Origin of the sequence: Adhaeribacter aerolatus (assembly GCF_007991635.1) — a bacterium.
GTDB classification, from domain to species: Bacteria; Bacteroidota; Bacteroidia; order Cytophagales; family Hymenobacteraceae; genus Adhaeribacter; species Adhaeribacter aerolatus.
The window spans coordinates 51,998-70,440 of the sequence record NZ_BJYS01000037.1 but is presented as its reverse complement, the minus strand read 5'-3'; the positions used below and the strand labels follow the sequence as shown (position 1 = coordinate 70,440).

Below are 18,443 nucleotides of genomic sequence, written 5' to 3'. Positions count from 1 at the left end.
TTGATACAAATAACCCCTCTAAATTTTTATTATCAGAAAATGGTAATAACCATAATGAAATATAATCCCGGTCCATTATTAAAAGCCGGATGAAAAACTGTCCTTAGGGAAGTTTTATTTTTCTTTAAGGGCAGCTTTTTCAAGCTTAGCTAATCCCGGAAACATCTTCAGCGCATTGTGGTGGTAAATTTTATCGATGGTTTCTTTTGGTAACTGCAGCCCTTTAAAAACGCCGTTCACATTCGGGGTGGTCATGGTATCGGCGGTAACCAAAAAGCGCCAATCGCGCAGCCAGGTTTCGTGCGCCCGTTTTTTTACATCGGCCGGCGATTCTTTTGTATCAATGGCAATGTCGGTGGCGTAAACCAGCCGGCCATTGTACTTTATCATAAACTCCCGCACCTTTTGCCAATCTGTTTGAGCCTGGTATTGCAGGTGGCCCATGCGGGCACTCATATCTACGGCCAGGTTAGGGTATTTATCCAGGCGCTTGGCTAATTCATCTACGCTCCATTCCATACTACCCAGGTGGGCGCCGGTAAATGGCAATTGCGGATATTGCGCCAACACCTGATCGCGGGCCCGGATATGGTCCTCGTAAGATGGTGCTTCCGGGTGCAGGTACATGTGGTACTGCGGGTTTTTAGCATAATAACTCCGGTTATTATTAACGGTCATTTCGGCTAAGGGCAGCCAGCAGTTCTTGGGTTCTCCCAAGTGCCCGATTACCGGAATTCTTTGTTGCTCCAAATAGGTCAGTACCGGTTTAAACCGTGGATTATCAATCATCACGTATGCATTCTCGGCGTCTTTCAGTTCCATGCCTATATTCTTCCAGATTTTAACCCCAATGGCGCCCTGAGCCATAGAATTTTTGATGTATTGCAAACTTGCTTCCGCCCAGTTGGCATCTGCCCAGTTTTGCACCGAAAAGGTGGTGGCATAAGCCAGTTTATCCGGATAGTTTTTAATATGTTGCAGGGCCAAATCTTGCTGTTCGGAAATGGTTGGGTAACCCGGGGCGCTTACATTAATGGTCAGGAGCCGGAAATTATCTGCTTGCGCCTGTTCGATTAAGCTAGGGTCAGTGGTATTGATATGCACGTGCGTATCAAACTTCGGTACGGTATTAAAATCTTCTACAGTGTAAAAGCCGGTAGCCTGGTTTTGGTTTATTCTGGTAGAGCAGCCTGCAAATAGCCACAAGCAGCCAAAACAAGCCAGAGCCGCATAGGTAATAAATTTCAAAGAAGTCATCGGAATGCGTTATAAATGCTTAAAACCGGTTATCGGTAACTTGGATCAACCAAAATATCTGTATTTTTACAGCAACTTTCAAGTACTTTGGTATTAAAAAATATTATTGTTTTATTTTCTTTCCTAAAATGCGGTTTTCTTTCGAAACCTTTGTCTTAAAAAAATATTATAACTGATTAGATTCATTGTTTTTTCCTGTTTGTAAACATAATTGGTGGGCCTGTTATTTCTAATATTTTCGGCAAACCAATTATACTGCTTTAACTAATTGTTACTTTCATGATCAAAAATACTACCTTATTTTTCTTATTATTTTTATTCGTACAAACGGCCTGGGCCCAATCGGCCTCCATTACCGGAACTGTATTAGATAAAGGGGAAAACCAGCCCATTGGGTTTGCTACCGTTACCCTACTGGAGCCCGGCAGTAACAAAATTTTGAGCGGCGCCATTGCCGACGAAAAAGGAAAATTCCTGCTGGAAAAGTTAGCCGGTGGCAGTTACCTGCTGCAAGTACATTTTATGGGTTATGAAACAGCCAGGTTAGAGAATATCGCTTTAACAAAAGATCAGCAGTTAAATATCGGCAATATATTACTCGGTGCCTCGGCCCGCTTATTACAGGAAATACAGGTTACCGGACAAAAAGCTACTGTTTACCACCAGATAGATAAACAGGTGTATAGCGCCGGGCAGTTTCAGGCCGCAACCGGTGGTACCGGGATTGATGTGCTTAAGAACATGCCCTCGGTAGCGGTAAATGCCCAGGGCGAGATTAGTTTACGTGGCTCAACGGGTTTTACCGTTTATTTAAATGGCAAGCCGGTGCAGTCAGATGCCGCGCAGATTTTAAGCCAGATTCCCGCCAATGCTATTGATAACATCGAAATTATTACGTCCCCTTCCGCCAAATACGACCCGGACGGCAAGGCAGGCATTATTAATATTACCACTAAAACCGGTACCAATAATGGTTTCGGGATTTTGGCTAATGTGCAGGTAGGTTTGCCGAGCGTACAAGATTATAATAATGCAGAAAGTCCCAAACGGTATGGCGCTGACGCTACCGTTAACTTCCGGCAAAATAAATGGGACATTTCGCTGGGCGGCAGCTACTTACGCAGCGATTTGGCCGGCCGTCGGGTAGGAGATGTTAATACCACCATTGGTAACCGGTTTACTTCGTTTCCGTCGGTAGGGGAGCGGAGCACCGATAAATACAATCATTCGGTTAGGGGGGTAATAACCTATGCTATAAATAAAAATAACAGTATCAACGCCGGTATTTATAATGGTACCCGCACCGAATACCGGTTGGCCGATATTTTTTATACCAATACCACCACCAACCAGACCACCGGGCAAATAATCGGGCGCAGCAATTATTTTAACTCCAACCTCGTCAGCCGGCATGGCACTTTTACCATCGCCAACCTCGATTTCAATCATACTTTTGCGAATAAATCTACGCTTACTGCTTCCGGGCTTTTCGAAAATGATAATTTATCGGGCTTTACCCGCAACCGCAACCTTAAAAATGCCGAAACCGCCGACACCCTGCAATATACCGAAACCACTACCGACCGGCCCTTGCGCGGGTACCGGTTTAAGCTGGATTATGCCGCTACAGTGGGTTTGGGCAAGTTAGAGGCAGGCTATCAGTTCCGGTACCATGAGGATGACGGTAATTTCCTGTACCGCGAGAAAAACTTAGGTAGTACCCACTTTACCCTTTACCCGGAAAACAGCGGTTTGGTAAGCCTCAATAATCAGATTCATTCCTTTTACACCCAATATTCCGGTAAACTGGCCAAGCTGGCTTATAGCGGGGGCCTTCGCTACGAATACGCTGCCCGCGATTTAACTATCCGGGAGGAACCTACGCTGGAGCTTAATTTGAGCAATTTATTCCCATCGGCCAATGCGCTGTATACCTTTAACGATAACTGGAAAGCCAAAGCCGGTTATAGCCGTCGGGTGCAGCGCACCAGCAATTTTGCCCTGAACCCGTTACCCGAGCGCGAACACTCCGAAACCCTGGAGCAAGGCGATCCCAACCTGTTGCCCGAATTCATTGATCTGGCTGAAATGGGGGTAATCAAGAATTTTAAAGCCGGTTCGGTATTTTTTACTTTCTACCACCAGAGCATTAACAATACCATCAACCGGGTAAACCGGGTTTATGCCGATACCATCATCAGTCGAATATTTACCAATGCCGGCCGCGCCCGCCAGGTAGGCCTGGAAACCGGCTTAGATATTAAACCGACGGCCTGGTGGAAGCTTTATTTTGGCGGTAACGTTTATAATTATTCGATAAAAGGTAGTTTGTTTAATAATGCGGTGGCCGTTAATAATTCCAGTTTGGTGTATTCCCTCAATACCAACAGCACCTTTAGTTTGTCGCCTACCTTGAATTTACAATGGAGTCTTAACTATCTGTCGGAACGGGCAACCGCTCAAGGCGAGGATTCAAGGTTCTTTTCGCCCAATTTATCTTTAAAGAAATCGTTCATGAATGGGAAATTAAATGCTACGCTGCAATGGCAGAATATGGATTTAGGTTTGCTGAAGTCTAATGAGCAGCGCATTACCACCCGCGGCCGCGATTTCTACACCACTACCAATTATATTTATGAAGTGGATGTATTTTTAGTTAACCTTTCTTTTAACCTGAACCAGCTTAGCAAAAAAACCAAGTTTACCGAAAGTGAATTCGGCGAAAAAGAGTTTTAAGGTGTACCTTGTAAGCTATATGTCATAAGTAATAAGTAATAAGTAATAAGTAATAAGTAATAAGTAATAAGTAATAATGCCAGCTGGCCTTATAGTTGCAGTCAGATAAACCTGGTTGAGTTTTGAAAAGTTACCGGGTTTTATGAATGGATTATCACGGATTTATTTATTCAGTTTAGTATAAGTGGCATTTCGTTAACTCTTTTAATAAAGACAGCGTTTTATTTCGCTTACTTAATTTTTCTGTACCCCCTCAGCCAGAACCCATATTGTCTTGTTTAAGATGATGTGGGTTCTGGCTTTTGGTGATTACTGTGGTTTCTGTTTCAGCCTGTGAGGCTCCGGCTAGGGTAATAGACGGAAGTACTTTTGTGTTAGCCGGCCGGCACATTTTTATTTGATTTTACCTAAAGTTTCCTGAACCCGTATTTTAAATGGAGAAAAATATTCCTACTTTAAAGCAAGTTATATTATTCACTAATCCTATAAATACTCTTTCGTAGGCTTTCCATTTAGTCTGACTACTACTGTATATTTAAAGTGCCGCTTCATTTCTGCTGGTTAATTATAAACCAGATTAACAACCCCATCCCTTTGGCATATTATTAAATGTTATTTTTACAGTTAATAATCTAACAAAAATTTTTTTTTCTTTTGAAAGTATTTAGGAAAAAAATTATTATACTTGGAAAGGAAAGGTTAAAAGAATTACCCATATCGAAACGAAATGCAAGCGCGTTGTCGGCTTTTGAGTTTTGAAAGATGTTTTAAGTAAGATTAATTCTCTTAATATTCCGCCTCTTTGATTCTGAGTAATATTCGGCAGCTGTTAAGCAGGTCTTATTATAATAATAGCACAACCTGATTAAACCTTAGCGCTTTGTGTTTTGGGGTTGCCTGCCCGAAGTTTATTTAATAAGTATTTTCCATAGATAAGATGTATTTGTTCCGTCGATTCGATTAGACCTGCCTATGAATTTAGCAAGATTAATTATAAGGAATTGCTTCTATAAGCAAGCTTTACCGAACATACCGCCGCTTCCTATTACCCCAATCTTCAATAATTGCTCAGTTTCAATTTAATTAAATCCATTTGTATATGAAAAATGATTTATACCAGGTCTTTCCGCAGTTAGCCAAAAAAACGCTTACCGGACTTATCATTTCTTTTGTAACGCTGCAAGGGTATGAGGCAGCGGGTGCCATTGGGCTAAACAGTTCCAGAGAATTTATTTCCCCAGCATTTAAACCGGCCATAAAGAAGAAAATTTTTAATAAAGTAGCGCCCATTACGGTTACCGGCCGGGTTTCTTCTGTGGCAGGAGAGCCTTTGCCCGGCGTAACGGTGTTGCTTAAAGGGAATACCGTTGGTACTACCACCGGCAGCGATGGGCGGTATAGCCTGGCCCTCCCGGAGTCTAACGGAACCCTGATCTTCTCCTTTATTGGCTTTATCACCAAAGAGGTTTCGGTAAATGGGCAGTCTACCATAAATGTTACCCTGAATGAAGATAATAAAGCCCTGGAAGAGGTGGTTGTGGTGGGTTATACTTCTAAAAACCAAACCCAATTATCCAGTTCGGTGGCGGTAGTAAGCGAAGAAAAATTGAAAGGCGTAACAGCTCCCAACCTGGGCAACTTATTACAAGGTAAAGCCTCCGGTATTATGGTTTCAGGTGGTTCCGGCCAGCCGGGTAATGCACCAACTGTCCGGATTAGGGGAACCGGTTCTTATACGGCGGGCGCCGATCCGCTGTACGTAGTAGACGGGGTAATTGGCGGCACCGCTAATCCCAACGATATTGAGTCGGTAACGGTATTGAAAGATGCGGCCGCCACCGGTTTATATGGTTCCAGGGCTGCCAACGGGGTAATTGTTATAACCACTAAAAGCGGTAAAGCCGGCAAAACCAAAATTAACTTCAACTCCTCCTTGGGTAACAGTTGGGTCTCAAGCGGCAATTTCGAAACCATGAACTCGCAGGAGTTTTATGATTTTCAGCGCCCCATGTGGGTAAATGATTATACCGGCAAAAGAAGTACCCACATCAACGAGCTAAAGAAAACGAATCCGAATCCGACAGAAGCGCAAATTAATGCTTACCTGGCCGGCAAGAATTTTCCGACTACGGTTGAAAGCTACCTGGACGCGAATTTACCCGCCAGCCTAACTCAAACCGATACCAACTGGAAGGACTTAGCTTTCCGGAACGGACTTACTCAAAATTACGAACTGTCGGCCAGCGGCGGCAACGAGAAAACCCGGTTTTACATCAGCGGCAACTATTATAAGGAGCAGGGTACCGTTACGGTTACCGATTACGAACGGTTTAATGTTCGCATGAACCTCGAACACAAAATAAACGAGAAAGTAACCGTTGCTACCCGGCTCAATGGCCGGATGGATTATACCACATTCGATTCGCCGCAGGAACGCCCGGCCCTGCACCAGGCCTTCCGGAACCTGCCCTGGGATGCGCCTTATAACCCGGATGGAACCGTCCGTACCGGCCAGGAAGCAGACTGGCGGGGACGGGAGCGGACTAACTTCCTGTTTTATCTGCCTTTAAATTACTCCAATGAAAGAGGTAATAATATACAAGGCGATTTAATGCTGAATTATGATATTAATGATTGGTTAAGTTTCTCGACTACGAACCGGGCCGATATCAGCAGTGCCCGTGCTGAACTTTATGCGGACCCCAAAACTCCTACCGGCTCCCTGCGGAAAGGCTTGTTAACGAATAATATCAGATACGCGCAATCATTATTGAATTCTAATTTGTTAAAAGCCGCTAAAAATTTCGGGAACCACAGCCTGAGCGGTATTTTAGGAGCAGAATTCCAAACCAACTACGGCGATAACCTGAACAGCCAGGGCGGCGGCGTGCCATCGGGCCTGGAAATTATGGATGTAGCGGCGGTTCCGGTGGGGATAACCGGTTCTAAATATAAGAGCGCTTTCAACTCTTATTTTTCCCAGGTAGATTACAGTTATAATAATAAATATTTCGGGGTAGCGTCTTTCCGCCGCGACGGTTCTTCTAAATTTGGCTCTAATAACCAATATGGTAATTTTTATGCCTTCGGCGGTTCCTGGATAGTATCGAACGAGGATTTCATGCCTAAATCCGGTCCTTTGTCTTTATTAAAGTTCCGGGCCAGTTACGGCACTACCGGTAATGCCAACATTGCCGATTTTATAACCCGCGCTTTGTACAGTTATTCTACGCAATATGCCGGTATTTCCGCCGCTATTCCTTCCCGATTGGCTAACCCCAATTTAACCTGGGAGAAAGCTTATACGACCAACGTTGGTTTAAATATTGGTTTGTTCAAACGGATTGACATTGCGGTTGATGCTTACCAGCGCGACAACAAAGGTTTGTTATTTGATGTGCCTTTATCTTCGGCTTCCGGTTTCACCTCCCAGATTCAAAATATTGGTACCATCCGGAACAATGGGGTAGATATTGAATTAAACACAACTAATATTGCTACTTCCGATTTTACCTGGGAAACGAACTTTAATGTTGGGTTTAACCGCAACGAAGTAACTTCTTTGTATAACGATCAACCGATTGTAAACGGATTAAGAAGGGTAATGGTGGGGCAACCCCTGCGTACCTGGTACATGCAAAAATGGGCCGGCGTAGACCCGCAGACCGGTGGCCCGTTATGGGAAAAGCTCACCTATGATGCCGATGGCAAAGTTACCCAGGTAGAAAAAACTTCTAACTACAACCTGGCTACTTTACAGGTAGTGGGTAAAGCCAGTCCGGATTTTACCGGTGGTTTTACAAATAATTTTGCCTACAAAGGTTTAAGCCTGAACGTGTTCTTTAACTTCGTGAGCGGCAACCTGCTTTATAATTCCGACCGGGAATCGATGGATGCCGATGGCGCTTATCCAACCAACGGCCAGGTGAAGTTGAAAAACGGCTGGACCAGATGGGAAAAACCAGGCGATGTTGCAACCCACCCTTTCCCGATTCTGGGAGGTGGTGGTACCAACTCCAACAAACCTTCTTCCCGGTTTTTAGAGGATGGCAGCTATATCCGCTTGCGGAATATCCGCTTGAATTATGAAATCCCGGCCACCTGGATCCAGAAATTAAGTTTCAGCAACCTGAACGTGTTCGTGTCGGCCGATAACCTGCATACCTGGACAAAATATTCCGGTCTGGATCCGGAGGTTAATTTTGATAACGGCATTCTGGATACGCCTTATCCTTTAAGCAAGAAAGTACTCTTTGGCATTAATCTGGGGCTGTAATTTTTTAGATTCTTTAAAACTGATTTGAAATGAAAAAGAATATATTGTACCAATTGCTGACAGCAGGACTTTTATTAACTTCAACGTCCTGCGAGCTGACCCTGGAACCTTACAACGGCAAGTCGGCCGATACTATCTTTACCACGCAGGATGGGATAGAAGCCGCTACATTGGGTAATTATGCCAACCTGAAAGGAAATAATTACGCCAAAAACCTGCACGTATTAACCGAGTACGCCAGCGATAATGTTACTTTGAGCGGTACCACTACCAACCACCTGTTTTTCGCCTATAATTACCAGCACGTGGTAAACATGGACCGGACCCGGGAATTCTGGCTCGCCGCTTATAAAGTAATATATGGTACCAATGCAGCAATAGAATCAATTCCGGAAGGAAAGTCGCCGGTAACCGACCAACTGCTCGGCGAAAATTATTTTCTGCGGGCCATGGCGCACTTCGATTTGGTAAATCTTTTCGGACGGCCCTATTCACAGGATAAGGGCGCCTCGGCGGGGGTAATGATTCGGAAAGATACCGATGTAACGGCGCTACCACCCCGGAGTACTGTTAAAGAAGTTTATGATTTTGTAATAGCCGATTTGCTCAAAGCTGCCGAGTTAATGACGGTAGCGAAAAACAGCAGTTTTGCTTCTAAAGAAGTAACCTACGCGCTGTTATCCCGGGTGTATTTATACAAGGAAGATAACGCCAAAGCCATTGAATATGCGGAGAAGGTTATTAACTCCAAGCGCTACAAATTAATGGATACGGAGCCGTTTAAGAAATATTTTACGGTCGCCAACGAAAGTAACCCCGAAACCATTTTTGCCATTAAGCATATTGCTACCGACGACATGGCCAAAGCGGCGATTGGCTCGTTGTACTACAGCCAGAATGGCGCAGGCTGGGGCGAAATGTACGCTTCTGAAACTTACCGGAATTTATTAAATAAAAACCCGAATGATGCCCGCCAAAGTTTTGTAGAACCCGTGTATATCCGCAATGCGCAGGGAAATATTACCTATGATGCCCAGGGGAAACCAGTTCTGGAGAAAAGAAACGGTCTGGAGAAATATTACATTAACAAATACTCGTGGCAGGAAGGATTGCAAACCCTGAGTTCGCCGGTTTATTTGCGGTTAGCCGATATTTACCTGATGCGGGCCGAAGCCAATGCCAAATTAGGCAAAAACCAGTTGGCGCTGGATGATGTGAACTTAATCCGGAAAAGAGCCGGTTTATCGGGCGATGCGCTGTATACCTTAGGAGATTTAAAAGGTCATCCTTCGGTATTATCGGTAGTACTGGAAGAAAGAAGATTAGAACTCGCCTTTGAAGGCTGGCGCAAGTATGATTTATTCCGGAATAATATGCCCCTGGTGCGAAATTATCCGGGCTACCACTTACTAAGCGGGCAAAATGTGCAGATAGTCGAGCCAAACAGTCCGCGGGTAGTTTACTTTGTTCCGCAAAATGAATTGTTAACGAATCCTAACTTAACGCAGAATCCATAATTTGGGTGGTTGTGGATAGCAAAGAACCAATGCTTCCTTTCGCTCAAAAGGGAAAGGAAGCGGTTCTTTGCTTAATCTGCAGGTATAATGGTTTATCTTAAGTTTCTCAGGAATTAGCCGATAAACTTTATCATTTCACTCAATTTAAAAATATTCATTTACCCTCTTCAGCCTTTTACATATTAAAGATAATTAGCATTTTAATAGTTGTTTAGGCCCTAGCCGGTGCCGTGTGTTTTTACCGGCAAATAGTCGGGTGAAGGCTTCTTTAGTGGTAATAACACCACTAATGGCAACCAACTTTAAAATACTTTACAGCTTCATCTATAATACAGGAATAACAGGCTCCAAGCGGATAATCTTTTTTATTAACCTGATATGAACAGACGTATTTTTCTTAAAAAGAACTTAGTGGCAACTACCGGACTGGCCTTAGCGCCGGCGCTTTCCTGGGGTACCGCCGTCGCTCCGGAAAAAAAAGCCCGGATTGGTTTTCTGGGCGTTGGATTGCGCGGCACCAACCATTTACGCAACCTGTTAAAACGGGATGATGTGCTGATTCCGGCTATTTGCGATATTGACCCGGAGCGGATAAAGATAGCGCAGGAATTAATAGCCAAAGCCGGTCATAAAAAACCGGAAACGTACACCAGCGGCGACCATGCCTACTTGGAAATGCTCAAGCGCAAAGACCTGGACGGGGTGATTATTGCCACCCCTTGGGAATGGCATACGCCCATGGCCGTAGCCGCCATGAAAGCCGGTAAACGGCCCGGGGTAGAAGTATCGGCCGCCAATACCATTGAAGAATGCTGGGATTTGGTAAACACTTCCGAGGAAACCGGCGTGCCCTGCATGATTCTGGAAAACTCCTGCTACCGCCGCGATGTAATGGCCGTGCTGAACATGGTGCGGAGCGGACTTTTCGGCGAGCTCTTGCATTGCGAATGTGGCTACTTGCACGACCTGCGGGCTATTAAAGTTGCACCCGGTGCCGAATTTGGCGCAAATGGCCAACACGAAGCCAAATGGCGAACCAATCACTCGGTGCACCGCAACGGCGATTTATATCCGACTCATGGCATAGGTCCTGTAGCCAATCTGTTAAATATTAACCGGGGCAATAAATTCCTTTCATTAACCTCGGTAGCTACCAAAGCCCGGGGCTTACACGAATATATTGTTAAAAAAGGCGGGGAGAACCACCAGAACGCAAAAGTAAACTTTAAACTCGGCGATATTGTAACCACCGTTATTACTACCCAAAACGGCGAAACCATTGTAATTACCCACGATACTAATTTGCCGCGGCCCAAAACAAATAATTACCTGGTACAGGGCACCAATGGCCTGTGGATGTATAATGGCAACATGATTTATGTAGAAGGAAAGAGCCCGGAGCACCAGGGCGAAGTAGCTGACAAATACATGAAAGAATTCGACCATGTGCTTTGGCAGAAATCCGAAGATAAAGCCAAAGGATCGGGTCACACGGGTAATGATTATTTTGTCTTAAATGGTTTTGTGGAATCGGTAAAAAGGCAAACGCCGCCGCCTTTGGATGTATATGATGCGGCCGCCTGGAGCGTTATTACCCCCTTGTCGGAAATGTCGGTAGCGGCCGGCGGGGCTCCGCAGCCTTTCCCCGATTTTACCCGGGGCAACTGGATAAACCGCAAACCAACTTTCGGCCTGAATGAAGTATTTTAAAAGCTAATTTAAAAGGATACCCAGAAAAGGTATCCTTTTTTGTTTTACTGCCAACTCTTAGCAAGAACATGATTTCATGCGAATGAACTTAAAACCTGTTGCAATAGCCTTCCTATTCCTGATGTGGTTAATTCCGGGTAAGCCGCTGTTCGGGCAGGACCGGGTACTGGATGCGAAACTACATCATGTACGGAGCGGCGACCAACCGGAGTGGGCATCTTTTCCGGCCCTGCCCGAGGCCAAATATTTGGAAATCCGGTTTACTGCTCAGGTAAATAAAAGCGCGTACACGCTGCAATTAAGGCAACAAGATGTGAAGCAAGCGTGGCGGGTGCTGCTGAATGACTCAATTTTGGGTCCATTAGTTACCGACGAAAAAGATATGCGCACGTATCTGCCGGTTCCGGCGGGCCGCTTAAAAACCGGCGAGAATATTATGCGGGTGGCAACAGCCAGCCCTTTTAGCGACGACATCCGGGTTGGCGAAGTGGTGCTGGATAACCGCCCCGTAAACCAGGTATTAAACGAGGCTTTGGTGGAAGTAGAAGTGCTGGATGCCAAAACTAAGCAGCCGTTGCCTGCCAGGATTACAATAGTAAATGCGGCGGGTATTCTGCAACCCGTTAGTACCCTCCAAAGTGACTTACTGGCCACCCGGACCGGCGTGGTTTATACCGGTAATGGAAAGGTCAGTATCCATTTGCCAGCGGGTAGTTACCGGTTATACGCCGGCCGCGGATTTGAATATAGTGTAGATTCGGTAAACCTGAACCTTAAGACCGGTGAGCGGAAAGTAATAAAATTAGCCATTCAGGCCGAAGTGCCCACGGCCGGCTGGATTAGCAGCGATACGCACGTGCACACGTTTACCCACTCGGGCCACGGCGATGCTACCGTTGCCGAAAGGGCGGTTACTCTGGCCGGCGAAGGAATAGAGCTGCCCATTATCACTGATCATAATAAACACATCGATATCAGCCAGGAGGTAAAACAGCTAGGGCTAAATAAATATTTTACCCCCGTTATGGGCAGTGAAGTAACCACGCCGGTCGGACATTTTAATATTTTTCCGGTTGCGCCGGATGCGCCTATGTCCAACTACTGGGCAAAAGACTGGAATGCCTTGGCGCTTACTTTAGGCCCGCCTGCTGCCTCCAATGCTATTATTCTGAATCATGCCCGCGATGAACATGCGGGTTTCCGGCCGTTTGACCCGGCGCATCACCTGGCCCCGGCGGGCCGCACCTTAACCGGCTGGACTTTCCCGGCTAATGCCATGGAAGTTATAAATTCGGGTGCGTTACAAACCGATAACCACCAGTTACTACACGATTGGTTTGGTATGCTGAATGGCGGGTACCAGGTCACGCCGGTAGGTTCCAGCGATTCGCACGATGTAAGCCGCTATATAGTAGGGCAAGGGCGGACTTATATCCGCAGCTCGGCTACCAATCCGGGCCAGATAAACGTGGCAGAAGCCGTGAATAATTTTACCGCGGGTAAAGTAATGGTGAGTCTGGGCTTACTGACCGAACTGTTGGTGGAGAATAAATACGGTCCGGGAGAATTGGTGCCGGCAGCAGGGGAGGTTCAGGTAACGGTCCGGGTACTGGGGCCGAGTTGGGTGCGGGCTAAACGGGTAACGCTTTATGCTAACGGCCGGAAAATTCAGAAAGTGAATATTAGTAACCAAACAGCGGCGGGCGTAAAATGGAGCGGATCCTGGCAACTACCCTTATCCAAACAGGATGTATTCCTGGTGGCTGTTGCCGACGGACCCGCCGGCAGTATGCCTTACTGGCCTTTGGTTAAACCTTATCAGCCAACCGGACCGCACTGGGAGCCGCTGGTAATGGGCGCATCGGGTGCCGTTTGGATTGATGCTGATAAGGATAATAAGCGAACCAGCGCTAAAGAATACGCCACCCAAATACTACTTTCGGCTAAAGATAACCCCGGTAAGATAATAAAGAAACTGGCACCTTATGACGAAGCCGTAGCCATTTCGGTTGCCTCGCAACTGCAGGTTCAAGGCATTCACCTTACCGGTAATAAATTTACAAAAGCCCTGCAGAAAGCCAAACCAAGAACGCTAGCTGGATTTGAACAATTTAGAAAAGCCTGGCAGGAAACGCAACAAGCTGCGGCGGTTCAGAAGTGAGTGAGGTAAGTTTATCTATTACTAGCGCCAATATCACAGCGGTTCTGATTATCACAAGTTTCCTAACCGATAATATTAGGTCTTATATTGTTTGAGGCTGTTATGGCAGATACAAAAAGACACGAGGCCGGAGCCTCGCGCTAATTGCAGTTGAAATATCTAATTACCAACCATTAAGATGGAAGTGGCTTTAAACTATTAATTTATTGAGCCAGCTATTTAATATAAAAGCTTAAAGTTTTATTTGAGTGTTACCTCCCTGGGCCATGGAAATATCCACTGGCTGATTAGTTTGCCACTTACCGGCTGTAAAATCGGGAATATCTACGGCGCTGGACCGGTTACTGACGGATATTTCGCTTAGCGGAAACATCGAACTCCAAAGCACCCCATCGTACACATCCATATCCATGGGCAAACCGTTGCGCAGGCAATCGATAACGCGCCAGTTCATCAAAAAGTCCTTGCCGCCATGGCCGCCCACCTGCTTAGCCAGTTCGCCCACTTTCCGGACAATGGCGGGTTGGTATTTTTCTTCCAGTGCCTTTAACTCCTCGGGCGTAACCCAATCTTTGTGGCCGGTGGCAATGCGGCCCGGCAGCGGAAACTTCAGGGCCGATGCTTTGGTACCGCTTACCAAATGGATGCGGGAATAAACCCGCGGCGAGGTTACATCGTGCTGCAACATAATCGTCCGGCCTTTGAGCGTGCGGATGGAAGTCGTGTTCATGTTACCCCGGAAATTTTTGTCGGCGAAAGGCTTATAAAAATCATCTTTCGCCGCCAGTTCTTTCGCCATCGGGCCCATCATAAAATCATTACTCGACATTGATACGAGGTAATCCATTTTATCGCCGCGGTTGATATTCATAATCTGGCAAATGGGGCCAAGGCCGTGGGTGGGGTATAAATTGCCGTTCCGGCTGGCATTTTGTTTCAGACGCCACATGTCCTGGTACTGGGTTTTGGAAAAATTCATTTCCAGCAAATCGTGGATGTACGCACACTCGCCGTGGATAATCTCGCCAAAAAAGCCCTGGCGTACCATATTCAGGGTCATTAATTCAAAGAAATCGTAGCAGTTGTTTTCCAGCATGACACAGTGTTTGCGGGTGCGTTCGGAGGTTTCTACCAACTGCCAGCATTCTTCTAAGGTGGTAGCCACCGGAATTTCGCAGCAAACGTGTTTGCCGTGCTCCATGGCATACAGCGCCATGGGGGTGTGCAAGTGCCACGGCGTGGCAATATAAATCACGTCGATATCCGGCCGCTCACAAACCTTTTTCCAGTCGTTTTCACCTGCGGTATAAATATCCGGGTTATGGCCCTGGCCCTTCATGCGTCTTTTAGCGGCCGCGATACTTTCGGGCCTGATGTCGCACAAGGCTTTTATTTCGACGCCGCCTAATAAGCTGGCATTATTTAAATGGCCGGGGCCACGGCTGCCTAAACCAATAAATCCCAGGCGCACTGTTTCCATAGCGGGAGCGGCATAGCCGGTCATGTTAAATACCTGCTTGCGCTCTTTGCCCGAAACAATATTTCGGGCAGAACCAACCTTTATATCTTTTGGAGAACAACCAACCAAAAGCCCCGCTCCGGCCAGTCCGGTATATTTTATAAAATCCCTTCGGTTATTTTTCATTTTATTAATATTTAAGTGCTTATAATAGACTAGTTCAAAAATAGTTAGAGCCACCAAGATGACAGGCTATAAGTTTCAGAACTTTAGCAATTAAGTTTTAACCCGGTAAATTCTCCCCATTGCCCAAAGTCAATTTTGTAGCGGAAAAGCTATTAATTTTTTAGGGCTGGTGCGAGCTTGTAGCTCGTATCTTTTCACTACCGACAGCTTTAAATAGGAGACGAACAAAGGTTATTTTACCAAATAAGCTTTACCAATGCTGTTAAATTGGCGGTACGAACTACAAGCTCGCACCAGCAATGTCAAAATTATATATCCTTGTAAGTATAGCTTCAAAGGGTGAATTTCAATAGTTTAGGTAAGTCCTATCCCGCTAAATATGGTCATCTGATAAAGCAAAAACCGGTTTGCGGTTTATCCAGTTGCCCCGGGTAAAATCCGGAAATAACTGAGGCGCGCCACCGGCCGCTATCGACATCTCGGAAAGCGGACTGATAACACTCCAGGCGGCCGCATCATACACATCTATCGGGAAAGGTACATTGCGTTTAATCGATTCTACATAAGAATTTAAGACAAAGAAATCGATGCCCCCGTGGCCGGTGCCGGTAGCTTTATGCGCCAATTTTTTCCAGAGCGGATGATCGTATTCTTTCAGCATGGCATCGGCTGCTTCGCCTCTATGATTCTCGCCATGGCCTGTTTCCGGGCTTTTCCCTTCGATATAAATCATATTTCCGTCAACCATCCAGATGCCGTTGGTGCCCTGCACGCGGTAGCCCAGCGAATAAGGACGGGGCAAATTGGTGTCATGGGTAACCACAATGGTTTCGCCGTTCTGGGTAGAAATAAGCGTGGTTACAATATCGCCCAGCTTAAATTCTACTTTGGCGTTGGGATGATCCGCGCCGCCGTTCTTTACAATATAATCGTGTAGTCCGCGCGATTTGGTAGCCATCGAAGTTAAAGATACGAACCGGTTGCCCCGGTTAATGTTGATGCAGTGCGCCATAGGTCCGATACCGTGGGTAGGGTATAAATCCCCGTTGCGGTGCACCGAGTGGTTCGTCCGCCAGCTGGCTTCGTGTACGCCCTTGGCCCCAAACTCCACGCCCGGCTCAAATTTAACTTTGCGTAAGTCGTGTTCGTAGCCGCATTGTAAATGTACCAGTTCCCCAAAAACGCCCTGTCGTACCATGTTCAGCACGGCCATTACATCGCGGCGGTAACAGGAGTTTTCCAGAATCATGCAATGCACCCCGGTTTCTTCGGAAGTGTTTACCAAATCCCAGCATTCTTCAATGGTATTAGCGGCCGATACTTCTACCCCGGGCCGTTTTCCGGCTTTCATAGCGGCCACGGCCATGGGGGTATGCCATTCCCAGGGCGTGGCTATAATCACCCCGTCCAGGTCTTTGCGTTTGAGTAAATCCAGGTAAGCGTGCTCGCCGCTGGTGTAATTTTCCGCTTTTTTATGGCCGGCTTTGGCTATTAATTCCTGCGCTATCTTTATCCGCTCCGGGTCAATATCGCAAATAGCCGGAATGGTTATATCGTCGCGGTAGAGTAAGTTGCGTAAATGACTGGTACCGCGCTTGCCTACGCCAATCATGCCTATCCGTACTTTTTTATCGGGCGCAACAGCCTTGCCCCAGGATAGCGCCGGCGCCAAAGCCAAGCCGGTGGTGGCCAAAATATTCTTTTTCAGAAAAATGCGTCTGTTCATAAAAATTGCTGTTTTAAGCTGCGTAATTTTTTAGTCGGTAAGTGGTGGATGGGGTAATTAAACAAAAGTCATGGGTTTCCGCTGCTTCCATTTGCCTTTGGTAAAATCCGGAAAGTCTACCGGCCGGCTTTTGCTGGCAACGGATGCTTCGGTTAAGGGCGAAATGGCACTGCTGGTAACGGAATCGTACACATCCCAATCCGGCATTTTATTTTCGCGGAGCGCCGCGACTAACCTGTGCCAGACAATGGGCGTTTGGGTACTGCGGCTGCCATGTCCGCGGGTGGCGCCTCCTTTCCGGGGGGGCGGGTTGTAATTTTTCAGAAGCGGGTGTTCGTGTTCAGCCAAATATTTCTCGGCCGGTTCCCATTCGTGTTCTTTCGGACTAACCCCTTCTATGTATATTCTTTTGGAGCCTTTATCGCCCATGTAAACGCCTTTGGTGCCCTGTACCCGGTAATTCTCGCGGGGGTGCGGGGTATGGGTATCATGGTTCAGGGTGATCATTTTGCCGTTCACCGTCCGGATAAGGGTGGCATTGTAATCGCCGAGTTTAACTTTAGCTTTGGCGTATTTAGAATCTTTGCCAAATTGTTTGGCCGCATAATCATTGATCATAACGGATTTAGAACTCATCGAAACCAGAAAATCAAAGCGGTCGCCGTGGTTAATATCCAGGGCCGGCATCATTTTGTTCATGGGATGATCGGGGTAGAGGTTCCCGTTCCGGTCCAAGGCATGTTGTAAGCGCCACGGCTCTTCTTCCGGGTCGAATTTCACCCGCCGCAGGTCGTGGATATAGCCGGTTTCGGCGTGAATAATATCGCCCAGCATACCTTTCTGAATCATGTTAAGAACGGCCATTTCGCCGAAGCCTTCGAGCCCGATGGTGGCCCATTTACCGGTTTTTTCGTACGTTTCCACTATTTCCCAGGCCTGATCTACGGTTAGCACGATCGGTACTTCCGAAACGGCGTGTTTATTATTGCGCATGGCGGCCAGACAAATAGCCGCATGGGAGTCCCAGGGCGTACAGCAGATAACCGCATCCAGTTTTTCTTCGGAAATCAGGCGTAAATAATCGGTGGGGCCTTTGCCGTAGAGGCGGGCCGCCGGCCGGCCGGATTCTTTCACCCAGGCCGCGGCGCGCTCCAGGCGGGCCGGAATAATTTCGCATAATGCGGGCACTTCTACGCCTTCAATGCCCAATGCCGAATCAAGATGAAAAGAGCCCCGCCCCCCAATGCCAATAAAGCCGAGGCGTACCGGTTTGTTAGCCGGAGCTGTTTGTGCCAGCGTACCCTGCGGTAAAGCCAATCCGCTCAGGGCCAAGCCGCCCAAAGCCGCGGAAGAAAGCTTTAAAAAGTCTCTGCGATCATAATTGCTCATAACTTTTCATCTTTTATAGGTTAATA

9 protein-coding genes are annotated in these 18,443 nt (G+C 46.6%); 5 read left to right on the top strand and 4 right to left on the bottom strand.

Annotated features, from left to right (window positions below; translation table 11 throughout):
• Positions 1–114: 114 nt before the first annotated feature.
• Complete coding sequence (locus AAE02nite_RS20905) at positions 115–1,257, bottom strand: amidohydrolase family protein (RefSeq protein ID WP_146902603.1); 1,143 nt, start codon at positions 1,255–1,257, stop codon at positions 115–117.
• Positions 1,258–1,536: 279 nt separating this feature from the next.
• Between AAE02nite_RS20905 and AAE02nite_RS20900 the strand changes: the two genes are divergently transcribed.
• From AAE02nite_RS20900 to AAE02nite_RS20880, 5 genes are all read left to right on the top strand, one after another.
• Positions 1,537–3,993 (top strand): TonB-dependent receptor, encoded by a 2,457-nt coding sequence (locus AAE02nite_RS20900; protein ID WP_146902600.1) that lies wholly within the window; start codon positions 1,537–1,539, stop codon positions 3,991–3,993.
• Positions 3,994–5,092: 1,099 nt separating this feature from the next.
• The gene (locus AAE02nite_RS20895) at positions 5,093–8,269 is read left to right on the top strand and encodes a SusC/RagA family TonB-linked outer membrane protein (protein ID WP_146902597.1); all 3,177 of its coding nucleotides are present in this window, start codon (positions 5,093–5,095) and stop codon (positions 8,267–8,269) included.
• A 29-nt stretch (positions 8,270–8,298) separates the two neighbouring features.
• Positions 8,299–9,786 (top strand): RagB/SusD family nutrient uptake outer membrane protein, encoded by a 1,488-nt coding sequence (locus AAE02nite_RS20890; RefSeq protein ID WP_146902594.1) that lies wholly within the window; start codon positions 8,299–8,301, stop codon positions 9,784–9,786.
• 378 nt (positions 9,787–10,164) lie between these two features.
• A complete protein-coding gene (locus tag AAE02nite_RS20885; RefSeq protein WP_146902591.1) occupies positions 10,165–11,496 on the top strand; it encodes a Gfo/Idh/MocA family protein in 1,332 nt (443 codons plus the stop codon).
• An 82-nt stretch (positions 11,497–11,578) separates the two neighbouring features.
• Positions 11,579–13,657 (top strand): CehA/McbA family metallohydrolase, encoded by a 2,079-nt coding sequence (locus AAE02nite_RS20880; RefSeq protein WP_146902587.1) that lies wholly within the window; start codon positions 11,579–11,581, stop codon positions 13,655–13,657.
• Positions 13,658–13,889: 232 nt separating this feature from the next.
• Here the strand turns inward: AAE02nite_RS20880 and AAE02nite_RS20875 are convergent, their stop codons facing one another.
• The 3 genes from AAE02nite_RS20875 to AAE02nite_RS20865 form a co-directional block, all read right to left on the bottom strand.
• Positions 13,890–15,302, bottom strand: coding sequence for a Gfo/Idh/MocA family protein (locus AAE02nite_RS20875; RefSeq protein WP_146902584.1), 1,413 nt, complete (start codon positions 15,300–15,302; stop codon positions 13,890–13,892).
• A 373-nt stretch (positions 15,303–15,675) separates the two neighbouring features.
• Positions 15,676–17,028 (bottom strand): Gfo/Idh/MocA family protein, encoded by a 1,353-nt coding sequence (locus AAE02nite_RS20870; RefSeq protein WP_146902581.1) that lies wholly within the window; start codon positions 17,026–17,028, stop codon positions 15,676–15,678.
• Between the two features lie 57 nt (positions 17,029–17,085).
• Complete coding sequence (locus AAE02nite_RS20865) at positions 17,086–18,417, bottom strand: Gfo/Idh/MocA family protein (RefSeq protein WP_146902672.1); 1,332 nt, start codon at positions 18,415–18,417, stop codon at positions 17,086–17,088.
• Between the last annotated feature and the right edge of the window lie 26 nt (positions 18,418–18,443).

Bases quoted from the DNA above. Each gene is read 5' to 3' on its own strand.
- AAE02nite_RS20885 (WP_146902591.1), top strand. From the start codon at position 10,165: ATGAACAGACGTATTTTTCTTAAAAAGAACTTAGTGGCAACTACCGGA.
- AAE02nite_RS20905 (WP_146902603.1), bottom strand. From the start codon at position 1,257: ATGACTTCTTTGAAATTTATTACCTATGCGGCTCTGGCTTGTTTTGGC.
- AAE02nite_RS20880 (WP_146902587.1), top strand. From the start codon at position 11,579: ATGAACTTAAAACCTGTTGCAATAGCCTTCCTATTCCTGATGTGGTTA.
- AAE02nite_RS20875 (WP_146902584.1), bottom strand. From the start codon at position 15,302: ATGAAAAATAACCGAAGGGATTTTATAAAATATACCGGACTGGCCGGA.
- AAE02nite_RS20900 (WP_146902600.1), top strand. From the start codon at position 1,537: ATGATCAAAAATACTACCTTATTTTTCTTATTATTTTTATTCGTACAA.
- AAE02nite_RS20870 (WP_146902581.1), bottom strand. From the start codon at position 17,028: ATGAACAGACGCATTTTTCTGAAAAAGAATATTTTGGCCACCACCGGC.
- AAE02nite_RS20890 (WP_146902594.1), top strand. From the start codon at position 8,299: ATGAAAAAGAATATATTGTACCAATTGCTGACAGCAGGACTTTTATTA.
- AAE02nite_RS20865 (WP_146902672.1), bottom strand. From the start codon at position 18,417: ATGAGCAATTATGATCGCAGAGACTTTTTAAAGCTTTCTTCCGCGGCT.
- AAE02nite_RS20895 (WP_146902597.1), top strand. From the start codon at position 5,093: ATGAAAAATGATTTATACCAGGTCTTTCCGCAGTTAGCCAAAAAAACG.